The 12,126-nt window shown below is 68.5% G+C and carries 12 protein-coding genes; 6 read left to right on the forward strand and 6 right to left on the reverse strand.

Features of this window, described 5'->3' with window-relative positions; all coding sequences use genetic code 11:
• Positions 1–94: 94 nt before the first annotated feature.
• Positions 95–1,237, reverse strand: coding sequence for a DUF418 domain-containing protein (locus tag ACTMTI_RS24665; protein WP_441122869.1), 1,143 nt, complete (start codon positions 1,235–1,237; stop codon positions 95–97).
• Between the two features lie 317 nt (positions 1,238–1,554).
• Complete coding sequence (asnB, locus tag ACTMTI_RS24670) at positions 1,555–3,366, reverse strand: asparagine synthase (glutamine-hydrolyzing) (RefSeq protein ID WP_441122870.1); 1,812 nt, start codon at positions 3,364–3,366, stop codon at positions 1,555–1,557.
• A gap of 168 nt (positions 3,367–3,534) precedes the next feature.
• Here asnB and ACTMTI_RS24675 point away from each other — a divergent pair, with 168 nt between their 5' ends.
• Positions 3,535–3,840: a hypothetical protein gene (locus tag ACTMTI_RS24675; RefSeq protein ID WP_441122871.1), complete on the forward strand. Its 306-nt coding sequence runs from the start codon at positions 3,535–3,537 to the stop codon at positions 3,838–3,840.
• Between the two features lie 286 nt (positions 3,841–4,126).
• On the opposite strand, the gene ACTMTI_RS24680 is transcribed toward ACTMTI_RS24675, so the two are convergent.
• Positions 4,127–5,173: a hypothetical protein gene (locus ACTMTI_RS24680; protein ID WP_441122872.1), complete on the reverse strand. Its 1,047-nt coding sequence runs from the start codon at positions 5,171–5,173 to the stop codon at positions 4,127–4,129.
• A 304-nt stretch (positions 5,174–5,477) separates the two neighbouring features.
• Between ACTMTI_RS24680 and ACTMTI_RS24685 the strand changes: the two genes are divergently transcribed.
• The 5 genes from ACTMTI_RS24685 (at position 5,478) to ACTMTI_RS24705 (ending at position 9,186) form a co-directional block, all read left to right on the forward strand.
• On the forward strand, positions 5,478–6,032 hold the full coding sequence (locus tag ACTMTI_RS24685) for an ArsR/SmtB family transcription factor (protein ID WP_441122873.1): 555 nt from the start codon (positions 5,478–5,480) through the stop codon (positions 6,030–6,032).
• Between the two features lie 295 nt (positions 6,033–6,327).
• Positions 6,328–7,383: an alpha/beta hydrolase gene (locus ACTMTI_RS24690; RefSeq protein WP_441122874.1), complete on the forward strand. Its 1,056-nt coding sequence runs from the start codon at positions 6,328–6,330 to the stop codon at positions 7,381–7,383.
• 59 nt (positions 7,384–7,442) lie between these two features.
• Positions 7,443–7,565, forward strand: coding sequence for a hypothetical protein (locus tag ACTMTI_RS24695; protein WP_441122875.1), 123 nt, complete (start codon positions 7,443–7,445; stop codon positions 7,563–7,565).
• 404 nt (positions 7,566–7,969) lie between these two features.
• Positions 7,970–8,437 (forward strand): ArsR/SmtB family transcription factor, encoded by a 468-nt coding sequence (locus tag ACTMTI_RS24700; RefSeq protein WP_441122876.1) that lies wholly within the window; start codon positions 7,970–7,972, stop codon positions 8,435–8,437.
• 2 nt (positions 8,438–8,439) lie between these two features.
• A complete protein-coding gene (locus ACTMTI_RS24705; protein ID WP_441123154.1) occupies positions 8,440–9,186 on the forward strand; it encodes a cation transporter in 747 nt (248 codons plus the stop codon).
• 158 nt (positions 9,187–9,344) lie between these two features.
• Here ACTMTI_RS24705 and ACTMTI_RS24710 read toward each other — a convergent pair whose 3' ends face one another.
• The 3 genes from ACTMTI_RS24710 to ACTMTI_RS24720 all read right to left on the reverse strand — a co-directional run bounded on the left by ACTMTI_RS24710 (position 9,345) and on the right by ACTMTI_RS24720 (position 12,054).
• A complete protein-coding gene (locus tag ACTMTI_RS24710) occupies positions 9,345–9,689 on the reverse strand; it encodes a VOC family protein (protein ID WP_441122877.1) in 345 nt (114 codons plus the stop codon).
• Between the two features lie 199 nt (positions 9,690–9,888).
• Positions 9,889–11,229, reverse strand: coding sequence for an FAD-binding oxidoreductase (locus ACTMTI_RS24715; RefSeq protein WP_441122878.1), 1,341 nt, complete (start codon positions 11,227–11,229; stop codon positions 9,889–9,891).
• Positions 11,230–11,286: 57 nt separating this feature from the next.
• The gene (locus ACTMTI_RS24720; RefSeq protein WP_441122879.1) at positions 11,287–12,054 is read right to left on the reverse strand and encodes an SDR family NAD(P)-dependent oxidoreductase; all 768 of its coding nucleotides are present in this window, start codon (positions 12,052–12,054) and stop codon (positions 11,287–11,289) included.
• Positions 12,055–12,126 lie beyond the last annotated feature (72 nt).

Genomic DNA, 12,126 nt, shown 5'->3' on the forward strand with positions numbered 1-12,126 from the left:
GGCATGCCGACCCGCGTAGCCACAGCTTGTCACCGGGGTCCTGTCCGGTGGCGACAGCATGATCGCGAATCCGCCGACGCCGGCCCCGAGCTCATCACGTCCTGGCCCGGCTGAGGGGCGGGCGGTTGGCCCAGGTGGCCCAGCGCCAGAGCCACTCGATGGGGCCTTGGCGGTAGCGGCGCAGCCAGAGGGTGGAGAACAGCCACTGGGCCGTGAGGATGGCTCCCGCAGCCAGGTACGCCGTCGTCAAGGATTGGCCGATCGGCAGGCCGAGGATGTGGCTGGCCGCCAGAACGAGGAGTGTGGCGGTCAGATAGTTGGTCAGTGCCATCCGGCCCAGTGGTGCGAAGACGGCCTGCAGCGCCGGTCGCAGCGGCGTTCTGAGCAGGACCAGCAGGGCGCACACGTACACACCGGCGAGCAGCAGATCGGCCAGGCTGGACGTGAAGGACGGCTGCGTCGTGCCTGCCCCGGTTTGCATGCCGGCGTGTACCCACCGGGCAGAGGCAGTCCCCGCCGCGAAGAGCAGGCCCAGCAGGAGCGGCCCTCGGGTGGACCGGTCGATCTGCTCGATCACCCCGTATCGGACCAGTGCTGAGCCCAGCAGGAACAGTCCGGCGATCAGCAGGGGCCCGCCCCCGCCGATCAGCGCCGCCGGGATGAGTGCGGCGGCGAGGCCGGCCACGGCCCACCGCGGCAGCCAGGTCGAGGGCAGCAGCACCAGCATGCCGACCACGGCGTAGCTGGTCAGGATCTCGCCCGGCCACAGCAGAATATGCCCGAGGCCGATCGCGAGCAGCGCCAGCAGCCGGCGCAGCAGGATCAGGCGTGGGCGGGGGACGCGGTTCGCGGCGGAGTCCAGCAGCAGCGAGAACCCGATACCGAACAGCAGGGAGAAGATCGGGACCCCGAGCCAGGGGTCCCAGTCGCCCATGGGCTGCGCCACGACGGCGGTGCCGTCGTTGGCTATCAGCTGGATGTTGGCGAACAGGATCTCGCACAGCGCGAACCCGCGCAGCACGTCGAGCGCGATGACTCGGGGCCGACCGGAGGAGAGTGCGGCGGTCTGGGGTTGGCCGGAGGAGAGCGCGGCGGTCTGGGGGTGGCCGGACGCGGGCGGGGCGGTCTGGGGCCGATCGGGGGAGACGGCGGCGGGTCCGTCGTGCGGGAGACGGTGCCTGGGATGGCTGGTCGGGCCCTTGGGGTCCGGTTCCTGGGGGAGATCGTCGCGTGGCATGGGGCCTCATCCTGCAGGGCCGCTCGGGGGGACGGCGCCGGTCGAAGGCAGGGTTCACGGCGTCCGAGATCGTACTTTCGGCCGGTTCATCGGGCGAGGGCGGGCGCATGGCCTTGAGCATCACTGCGGCTCCATCCTGGTAGCCCCTGGTCGCGGCAGGTGCGCGGGAGACCTGGCCCAGCAGGCGCTGCTGCTTCTGGCCCATCTGCGAAACGGCGACAGCTACGCGCGCCTGCCATCGGCGCCAGCACAGCCTGGCGCTACGTCCGCGAAAGCATCGATCTGGTAGCCGCCGCCCGCCGACCGCAAAGTGGTGTTCACAACTCCAGGCGCACCCCGTACGACGTGAGCCAGACGTTCAGGCTCAGCACGATCTCCAGGGCCATGCGCGTCATCGTGGTGGACTTCTCCACGGGGCTCCGCAGCATCAGCTCGACGGCCTTCGTGTCCAGCAGCGGCAGGACGGGGGCGTCGCCGTCGCGGGCCAGCGCGGCGATCGCGTCCCGGAGCGCCTGCTCGTAGCCCACGTCCTGGGTCGCCGGGTACGGGCTCTTCACCCGCCGCAGCACGGACTCCGGCAGCAGGTCGGCGACGGCCGCCCGGAGCAGGCTCTTCTCCCGGCCGTCGAAGGTCTTCATGGCCCACGAGGTGTTGAAGACGTACTCGACCAGCCGGTGGTCGCAGAACGGCACCCGGACCTCCAGCCCCACGGCCATGCTCATGCGGTCCTTGCGGTCAAGCAGCTCCGGCAGGAACCGCGTCAGGTGCAGATAGCAGACCTCCCGCATGCGCCGCTCGCGGTCGTCCTGCCCGGGCAGGTACGGCACCTCGGCCAGCGCCGACCGGTAGCTGTCGGCCGTGAACCCCGGCATGTCGAGCTTGGCCAGCAGGTCCGGGTGGAGCAGCTCGTACGGGGTGTGGTTGCGAAAAAACAGGGCGAGCCATGGGAAGGTGCCCGAGTCGACGGTCTGCGGGTTGTGGAACCAGCTGTACCCGCCGAAGATCTCGTCGGCCGACTCCCCCGACAGCGCCACCGTGGAGCGCTCGCGAATGGCACGGAACAGCATGTACAGGGAGGAGTTCATGTCGCCGAAGAGCTGCGGCCGGTCCCAGCCACGCAGGGCGGTCTCGCGCAGCCGAGGGTCGGTCAGCTCCGCGGTGTCGAGCATGATGTCGGTGTGGTCCGAGCCGACGTGCTCGGCCAGGTCCCGCACGAACGGGCCGTCGGCGTCGACGCGCATCTCGTCGGGCTGGAAGTTCTCGGCGTACCCGGTGAAGTCCACCGCGAACGAGCGGATCTGGCCGTGCTGCCTGGCCAGGGCGGTGATGGTGCTGGAGTCGATCCCGCCGGACAGCAGCGTGCACAGCGGCACGTCGGAGACGAGCTGGCGGCCCACGATGTCCTCCAGCAGCTCACGGACGGTGCGGATGGTGGTCGGCAGGTCGTCGGTGTGCTCGTGGGCCTCCAGGGCCCAGTACCTGCGCAGGCTCACGCCCTCGGGGCGCACGCGCAGGAGGTGGCCGGGGCGTAACTCGTTCATGCCCTTGAAGACGGCCTGCTCCGGCGTCTTGACCAAGGTGAGCGTCTCGCGCAGGCCGTCGGCGTCCACGGCGCGGTCGGCGAGCGGGTTGGCGAGGATCGCCTTCGGCTCGGAGCCGAACAGCACGCCGTTCGGCAGCCGGTAGTAGAAGAGCGGCTTGATGCCAAGGCGGTCGCGGACCAGGAGCAACTGCCGGCGGCGAGCGTCCCACAGCGCGAAGGCGTACATGCCGTTCAGCCGGAGGACGACGTCCTCGCCCCATTCGAGGTAACCGCGGAGGACCACCTCGGTGTCGCTCCTGGTACGGAACGTGTGCCCCCTCGCCTCCAGCTCGGCGCGGAGCTCGTGGAAGTTGTAGACCTCGCCGCTGTAGGTGATCACGGCCAGGCCCTCCGCGCTCATGGGCTGGCGGCCGCCCTCGATGTCGATGACGGCCAGTCTGCGGTGGCCGAGCGCCACGTGCCGGTCCAGCCAGAGTCCTTTGTCGTCGGGTCCCCGGCAGCCCATGGTCTCCGCCATGGCCTCGGCGACGGCGCGGTCGTTGGTGAGATCGCGCTCGAAGTCCACCCATCCTGCGATGCCGCACATATGAAAGCTCCCCACGTTCGATTCGTTCCTGGGCAACGTCCTCAAGTGATCATTCACCGACCGGCGCGATCTGTCATGGGCAAGGAGCGCACGGATTTGGATTTCCCTCGCGTATCTGAACGTTCGGTGACACGCCTCTGTATCTGTCCGTGTGAGCGATGATCGCGCATGAACCCCGCTCTCGCCGATGACGTGCATGCCGCCGTCGCCCGCGCCTCTCATCTGACCTACGCCATGGCTGGTGCATCGGGGCTGACGATCCTGGCGGTGATCCAAGACAGACTGGGGATGCCGCGCGAGATCGCGGTAACGGCGACAGCGCGGTCGGCGCGGCTCGATGGTTGGACTGTTGCGGTGATCGTGGGGCGTTCCCTCGAACGGTCGCGGCTGATGCGCCTGGTTGCTGATGCGAAGGACAGCCGGGGCCGGTCGCTGGTGGTGCGGGGCGAGGCCGGGATCGGCAAGACGGCGTAGCTCGACTACGGCATGCGCGTGCTCCGCGTGTCGGGGTCGAGTCAGAGGCCGAGATTCCGTTCGCCGCTCTGCAGTTGATGCTGGCCGGTTCGATGGTGGTCGGGCGTCACGTGTTCGACATGACCAATGGCTGGGAGGGCAAGCCGCCGGCGGGCGAACACATGGTGGTGGTGTCGCAGACAAGTCGCAGGCTGGTCAGCGGCACCTGCTCTATCGGGTCCGCCGCTGGCGTGATGCGCCTGATCGCGTCGCGAGCGCGGCGGAGAGCGCCACAGGCCGCGAACCGCTACGGCGTGATCGCGTCGGCGGCCGGGGTCGCCGGCTTCAGTAGTCGCCATCCCAAGGGTGCCAGGGCCAGCCACATGCACAGGACCGCGAACGGCATGAGGGCCTGGCGGCCGGGTCCGTCCAGCACTTCGTAGCCGATGAACAGGACCAGGGTGGCCAGGACGAGTGTCAGGGTCGTCGTGCTGATTCGCTTCAGGATGGCCAACTGAATGATCAGGATCAGGAATCCAAGGTAGACAAGCTGGGTGCCGAATCCATACAGGATCGCCTCGGCTGCCGGGATGCTTCGGATCTGCTGGTCCAGGGCCTTCAACTGCGCGAGGTTGTCGGTGGCGAATACGACGTACAGGTCGACGACCATCTCGGCGATCGAGGCGGTGAGGCTGATCAGCGCCACCGCCAGACTCACCCTGGCGAGGATCTGCCCGGCACCACGGCTTCGGACCCGGCGAAACAGTTCGACGCAGGCGATGGCCAGCAGCACGAAACCGATGAGCCACACCGAATGCGCGATCGTCGTCCATGGCTCGACTCCTTCGTTGCCGCCGAACCTCATGAAGGTCCACCCGCCGATCTGCCCCACCGGCGCCAGGATGAGTGACCACCCGGCGAGGGTTCGCCAGGTCATCGTCACCGCTGGAGTCTGGTCGGATGAGCTGCGGCGCAACAGTTCACGTCCTACCGGCAGGAAGGCCAGCCACAGAATCAGCGCCGATCCGGCCTGCGCCAGCCGCAACGGGATCTCCACCAGCAGCTCGGCGCCGTTGACCAGTACCGCCACGGTTACCAGGGTCGCGAAGAGTGTGGTGCCCCTGCCCTGCGCCGCGAGGTGTATCGCCTGCACGATCAGCGCCAGGAACAGCAGCACCGGGCCGACGTCGTAGATGGCCGACTGCACCCCCGGCAGGTCGTGGATCTGGCCGCTCAGGGCCCGCATGTCGGTGCGGTTGTCGGTGGAGAAGCCCACCACCAGATCGATCACCATCTGGATGAGCAGGCAACCCGCGCCGATGACACCGACGATCAGCGAGCCGGTGGCCAGCATCCGCCCTCCGGAGGTGGTGTCCCTGGCACGTCGATACAGCTCGACGCAGACGATCGCGTACATGACGTTGTTGACGACCCAGGCGATGTGGGCCAGGGTCCAGCCGGGTTCCTGGCCACCGGTACCGCCCAGGCGCATCAAAGCCCAGCCGGCCAGGACCAACAGTGGTGCGGTGACGAAGGACAGCCCGGCGATTCGTTCCCAGTTCATGGACCCGGACCCTAGCCTTACAGAATTTTTTCTGCAAGTTTTTCTCTGCACTAAGTTTTCTGCATAATTGTCTCGGCACGGCTAAGCTGGTCAAATGTCAACCGAACCGGTCATGCACACCCCGGCGGCGATGAAGGCGCTCGCCAGCCCATTGCGGCGAGAGATCCTCAGCCACCTCGCCAAGCACGGCCCGGCCACCTCCACCACGCTGGCCAAAGCCATGGGCCAGAACACCGGGACCACCAGCTACCACCTGCGGATGCTGTCCGACACCGGTTTCGTGACCGAGCTGCGCGACCGCGCCAAAGGGCGGGAACGGTGGTGGGACGTCGTCAAAGCCGACCGGCGGATGCCCGCCCGCGAAGAACTGACCGACGCCGAACAGGACCTCGCCGAGCAACTGGGCGACTCCAAACTCGCCGAGGACCTACGGCTGCTGTCAGCCTTCGCCCACAACCGGGACGAGGCCGGCGACTGGCAGCAGGGCTCCCGCGCCAGCACCTTCATGACCAAGGCACAGCTCAAGGAATTCCACGAGGAGTACCTCGAACTGGTGCACCGCTTCGGCACCGACCGCGACAACGCACCCGCCGACGCCCGGATGATCCTGCTGCGCTGGATCGGTTTCCCCGACCCCCGCGGCTCCTGATCCCCTCCACCCCAACCTCTTGGTTCGCGGGAGATGCCGGCTTGGTTCGGCGGTGTTCTCCCGAACGTGACCCCCCGGCCCCAAAGCGCTGGTGCTCGTCCAGCGGTGGTGGTGCGGAGCTGGACGTATCAGAGCGGCGCGGACGACGACGGGATCGCCCCGTGCTGCACTGGGTCCTGGAGAACCCCGCCCGCCTGCTCACCGTCGACGACCTGGCCACCCGCGCCGGCGATAGGTTTGCGTCTTTTGAACCGTATGGCGTACGGTACGTCATACGGTTAGAGAGAGGGCAAGCGTGATCAAGAAGCGGGTCGGCGTGGCGACATGGTGGATGCGGCTGACAGGGGTGGGCGTGCTCGCGTCCCTGGCGGCCGGGGCGGGAGCCGGGATCGGGACCGGAGCGGCGGCAGCGGCGGCGGATGCGCCACGCTGCGAATCGATCTCCGTGGCGGTGCCGCTCACCGAGGGCGGTCCTCTGGATCAGCGGATCGCCGGAACCCTCTGCCGCCCGCGCGGCGGCGCCCGGACGATCCAGGTCCTGGTCCCCGGCGGCACGTACGACCGGTCGTACTGGCTGCGGAGAGGCGGGGACGGCCCGTCGTTCGCGGAGACGATGGTCGGCGCCGGGTACGCCGTCCTGGCGATCGACCGGCTGGGGGCGGGGCGCAGTTCGTGGCCGTCAGGGGCCCGGATGCGGCCGGACAGCCATCAGGTGTCGCTCCGTCAGGTGGTGCGCGCCGCCCGGCAGGGCAAGCTCGACGGGCACCGGTACCGGCGCGTGGTGGCGGCAGGAAACTCCGTCGGCTCCACGATCATCCGAGCCGTTCAGGCGCGCCACCCGGACACCCTGGACGGCATCATCCTGACCGGCGAGTCCAGCACCCCAAACGAGCGCGCCTTCGAGGAGTTCGCCGGGGCGACCCACCCGGCCGCCGAGGACCCGCGTTTCACTGCCCGCGGGCTGGATGAGGCGTACTACACCACGCGGCCCGGCACCCGAGCCGACTGGTTCTACCACCGGCCCGGCGCGCGGCCCGAAGTCATTGCCCGTGACGAGGCAACGAAGGAACCCGATACTTTCCTCGAGTCCTTCCCGCCCATCTCCGACAACCGGCTCATCCGCGTACCCGTCCTCATCATGGTCGGCGACCATGACCGGCTGCTCTGCGGCGAGGGCGCGACGGACTGCACCAGCTCGGCAGCTCTGCGGAAACAGCAGAAGCGCTGGTACCCGAACGCGCCCCTGGAGGCCGTGGTGATCCCGGACACCGGCCACGTGCTCACGCTCCATCTCAGCGCGTCGGCATCGTCGGCCCTGGCCCGCGACTGGATCCGGCGGCACGTCCGCTAATCGCGGCGAGCGTCCTACGTATTCCGCCCCCAGGCCGGGCGGGCTCGTGGAGTCGAACCGTGAGCGATCATGTCCGCCCGATGTGCTTGCGCCACGCCGAGTCGGAGAACGTCCTGGCCCGGGCCCTGTTCGGGGCGCTCCCCCTAGCGGAGCTGGCCCTGGCTGGGGTGCAGCCGAGGTGAGCCCAAAACCCACAATCGCGATCTTGGTTGAGCGAGTCGAGGGGTGGTCAGCCGCTGGTCCTGGGGGCGAGCAGGCTGGTGATCTCCGCGATGGCGTCCGGTGAGGGTGGATGTCCTTGATCTTTTCGGCCAGCACGTGCCCGGCCAGACCGGTCGCGGAGCCCAGGGCGATGGAGCCGTCGGTGGGGCCCGGTGGGGCCACAACGGCTCGGCCGTTCGTGCAAGTCGTCGATCCATGCGGCGATCACGTCGGCCCGTATCGTCAGCGGATCGGCACCGGCCAAGGCGCAGAACCGCAGATGATCCTGAAGGGGCCGGCCGTACGCTGTGATCCATCTGGATCATGAACGCGGGCATTGCGCACCCCTTGTCAATACATAAGCAAATCGGGCTATCATCGTGATATGGCGATTGATCCTCATGGTGGCCGGTGTGTCAGCGCTGACATCGCCGCTGGCATCTCCCCGGCGGCGGCGTTGTTCCACTCGCTGGCCGATGAGACCCGGCTGCGCATCGTGCAGCGGCTGGCCTGCGGCGAGGCCCGCGTGGTGGACCTGACCGGCGAGCTTGGGCTGGCACAGTCCACGGTGTCCAAACACCTGGCCTGCCTGCGCGACTGTGGCCTGATCGACTACCGCGCCGAAGGCCGCCAGTCCTTCTACAGCCTCACCCGACCGGAGTTGATGGACCTGCTCGCCTCCGCCGAACACCTGCTGGCCGCCACCGGCCACGCCGTGGTGCTGTGCCCTGTGCACGGCACCCAGCCCGGCCCGGCCGCTGCCCACAGCGCTCTACAAGCCGAAATCGATCACGACCTCACGCACCTCCGCGAGCAGACAGCCGGCGACATCGAAGGGGAGGCCGTGTCGTGACCATGCTGAACCTGCCCGCCGCGGACCGGCGGACGTTACTGCAGCGCCGCATCCGGCTGCTGGTCGCGGCGACCATCACCTACAACGTGATTGAAGCCGCGGTTGCCATCACCGCCGGTACCATCGCCTCCTCCGCGGCGCTGATCGGCTTCGGCCTGGACTCCATCGTGGAGGTCGCCTCGGCCGCCGCAGTGGCCTGGCAGTTCTCCAGCTCCGACCACGAGAAGCGCGAGAAGGCCGCGCTGCGCGTCATCGCGATCTCGTTCTACGCCCTGGCCGCCTATGTCACCTTCGACGCCGTCCGCGCCTTGTTCGGCGTCGGCGAGGCCGAGCACTCCACCCCCGGCTTGATCCTGGCCGCCCTGTCGCTGATCGTCATGCCGTTCCTGTCGTATGCCCAGCGGCGCGCCGGCCGGGAGCTCGGCTCCGCCAGCGCAGTGGCCGACTCCAAGCAGACCCTGCTGTGCACCTACCTGTCCGGTGTACTGCTGGTGGGCCTGGCGCTCAACAGCCTGTTCGGCTGGTCCTGGGCCGACCCGATCGCCGCCCTGGTCATCGCCGCCGTCGCGGTCAAGGAAGGCCGGGAAGCGTGGCGCGGAGATGCCTGCTGCCCGCACCCGCTCGCCGCAGGCGATGCCGCCCCGGCCACCGAGGGGGACTGCGCCGACGGCTGCTGCCAGACCGACGCCCCGGCCGCCATCAGCATCGACACGACGACCAGAAGGCGTGATGATCGGCCGGATGCCTGAGCGCGTGCACACCGCCACCCCGGTTGAGCACTCACAGTGACGCGAGAGAGTGCTTTCCACTGGCTGTAACCGTCGGCTCAGCCTGCGCAAGTTCGACCCCGGCACCTGCCGCACGAGTGAGAAGAGGTCCATCACCAGCGGAAACGCTGTGGCAGGCGCTACTGGGCGGGCGCCTCCGCGAGCGACAGGCTGTTGCCGTCCGGGTCGAGGACTTCCACGTGGCGCACGCCGTTGCCGTAGGTCTCCACGGGCTCGTGCTCGATGCCGTGCGCGGCCAGCCGGGCCAGGATGTCGTCGAGGTCGGTCACGCCGAGCGTGATCATGGTGCCGCCCACCCTTGCGGCCCGCACGTGCCGGTCGTCGATGACGACCCACGCGTTCTCGCCGACCTGCCACAGGTACTCCTCACCGATGATCTCGTCCGCCGGCCGCCCGAAGAACACCTCGAACCACTTCTGCGATGTCGCCCGGTCACGCACGCACACGACGCTGTACAGGTCCACCTGAGCCGCTCCTTCCAGTCGTTTCGAGAGTGAGACCACTCCCACGGCCGAAAATCATCGGTGACCGGCTGGGCCATCCCGGGGGAGTCAAGATGCGGCCGAAGGCCACAATCGCGATCTTGGATACCTGGGACCAGCGCCAACGCTCCAGTTCAGGGCTCATCGCAGCTACCCGAGCGTCGGGCCTTGTCCGCAAGGCCTACTGAGGCCGGATGTTGTGGTTGCGGGCGAACAGATTGCCGGGGTCGTAATGACGCTTGACCGCCGCGAGCCGCTGATAGGTCTCCGCCGGATAGATTGCGGCGACATCCTCCTCGGTGGCAGAAGCGAGGAAGTTGGCGTAGGCGCCGCTGACGTGAGGTGCGAGTCTCGCCCAGATCGCTTCCAGAGCTGGACGAGCGGCCTCGACGACCGGCTTCGGACCCGCGGTGGTGGTCACGAACATCAACTCCGCTTGGCGATGCGCGTAGGCGGTGGCATCGTCGGGGACTCGGGACACCGCACCACCGACGCTGCGAACGGCGATGAACGGCGGCCGCTCCGATGCCCCGACCTCGGCAAGGATCTGCAGGACCTCGGGCACCGCTTCCTTGTCGACAAATGCGCTTCGGGTGGCGAGCCGGATGCCAGGCGGCGGGGTCACGCCATCGACGAGCGTGTCGGCATAGGGTGTCAGCGCGACGTCGTCGTCGATCACCGTGCCGAGCCGGCGGATCGGGTCGATGGCTTGGGCCGCGAGTTCCGGGTCATCGCCGTCGAAGGCGAGGTGGATCTCGACCGGCGCTTCGGGTCCGCCGGCGAAGGGGTTGGCGAAGTTCGCGATGGAGCTGAGCTCTTCGGGGGCGGTGCGGAGGTAGTCCGCCCAGCCCTGGAGCACGGTGGCCGTCTCCGATGCCGGAAAGGTGATCTTGCCGTAGAAGACGTCCGTCGTCGGGTGTGCCGCGAACTCGAAGGCGGTCACGATCCCGAAATTGCCGCCGCCACCGCGAATCGCCCAGAACAGCTCCGGGTTCTCCTCCGCGCTGGCATGCACGACCTCTCCGTTGGCGGTGACCACTTCTGCGGCGACCACGTTGTCCAACGCCAGGCCGTACTTCCTGACCTTCCAGCCGATGCCACCGGTCAACGTCAGCCCACCGACACCGACGCTCTTGGTGTCGCCCGAGGAGATCGCCAGGCCATGCGGGGCCAGGGCGGCCGCGACCTGGCCCCAGGTGGCGCCGCCGCCGATCCGCACGAGGTGACGTTCCTTGTCGAGGATCTCCACGTTCGCGAGCTTGCTGAGGTCGATCACGACGCCGTCGTCGTTGGTGCCGAAGCCCGCAAAGCCGTGGCCGCCGCCTCGCACGGACAGCGAAAGCCCTGCCCCGGCGGCGAATCTGACACCCGCTTGCACGTCCCCGACGCTCGTGGGCCGCAGAACATAGGCCGGACTGCCCGAAGCCAAGACCGAGCGGCTGGCCGATGCGTATTCCGCTGCGCCCGGTTCGATGATGTCGCCGCCGAAGTCACGGCGAAGGGTTTCAAGCGCTGAACTCATGACGTTCCTTCCGTACAAAAGAATCTTCGTTATCCGAACTGGCCGGGCTGGTTGTCGCTACCAGGGCAGCGGGCCGTCCGCGCTGAAGAACCCGGCGGTTGGGCCGTCCGCGCCGAGCGTGGCCAGGCGCACCACGACCGCGGCGCCCTGCGCGGGGGTGAGGTGCCCGGTGTGGTTGTTGCTCTCCGTGTTGACGAAGCCGGGGGCGGCAGCGTTGATGAGGATGCCGTCCTTCCGCAGTTCATTGGCGTACTGCACGGTCAGCGCGTTCAGCGTGGCCTTGGACGGCGTGTACGCGGCCGACGGCAGCAGTGTTGCGAAGGGGCCGTCCGGGTCGCTGGTGAGAGCCAGCGACCCGGCGTGACTGGTGACGTTGACGATGCGCGCCGCCGGCGACCGCCGCAGCAGCGGGAGCATGGCGTTGATCACCGCGATCACCCCGAAGACATTGGTCTCGAACACCGCCCGGACCATGTCCAGGTCGACGGAGCTCGGGATCTGATCGCGGGCGTCTTCGGGCGAGACCTGCCCGGAACCGGTGATGCCGGCGTTGTTGACCAGCACGTCGAGGTGGCCGAAGCGCTCTTCGACCCACCCCGCGGTCTTTTGAATGGTGGCCGGGTCGGTGACGTCCAGGATGACCGCGTGCGCGTCGCCGCCCGCCGCGCGCAGCGCCGCAGCGGCCTCCTCACCGTGCCGCGGGTTTCTGGCGCCGATCAGGACCGTCATGCCCAGCGCGGCGAGCTGCTCGGCGGTCGCGCGGCCGATCCCCTTGTTCGCCCCCGTGATCATTGCCACCTTCTGATGTGAGGTGTGCTCGTTCATGATCAAGCTCCTGCCCGAAAGAGTCTGTCTCGTGGAGTTGCGTGCCGCGCGGATCGTTGGCGCGGCACCGTG

The organism is Nonomuraea sp. H19 (genome assembly GCF_052068215.1).
Lineage (GTDB): Bacteria > Actinomycetota > Actinomycetes > Streptosporangiales > Streptosporangiaceae > Nonomuraea.

Bases quoted from the DNA above. Each gene is read 5' to 3' on its own strand.
- asnB (WP_441122870.1), bottom strand. From the start codon at position 3,366: ATGTGCGGCATCGCAGGATGGGTGGACTTCGAGCGCGATCTCACCAAC.
- ACTMTI_RS24665 (WP_441122869.1), bottom strand. From the start codon at position 1,237: ATGCCACGCGACGATCTCCCCCAGGAACCGGACCCCAAGGGCCCGACC.
- ACTMTI_RS24700 (WP_441122876.1), top strand. From the start codon at position 7,970: ATGGCGATTGATCCTCATGGTGGCCGGTGTGTCAGCGCTGACATCGCC.
- ACTMTI_RS24715 (WP_441122878.1), bottom strand. From the start codon at position 11,229: ATGAGTTCAGCGCTTGAAACCCTTCGCCGTGACTTCGGCGGCGACATC.
- ACTMTI_RS24675 (WP_441122871.1), top strand. From the start codon at position 3,535: ATGAACCCCGCTCTCGCCGATGACGTGCATGCCGCCGTCGCCCGCGCC.
- ACTMTI_RS24685 (WP_441122873.1), top strand. From the start codon at position 5,478: ATGTCAACCGAACCGGTCATGCACACCCCGGCGGCGATGAAGGCGCTC.
- ACTMTI_RS24705 (WP_441123154.1), top strand. From the start codon at position 8,440: ATGCTGAACCTGCCCGCCGCGGACCGGCGGACGTTACTGCAGCGCCGC.
- ACTMTI_RS24680 (WP_441122872.1), bottom strand. From the start codon at position 5,173: ATGCTGGCCACCGGCTCGCTGATCGTCGGTGTCATCGGCGCGGGTTGC.
- ACTMTI_RS24720 (WP_441122879.1), bottom strand. From the start codon at position 12,054: ATGAACGAGCACACCTCACATCAGAAGGTGGCAATGATCACGGGGGCG.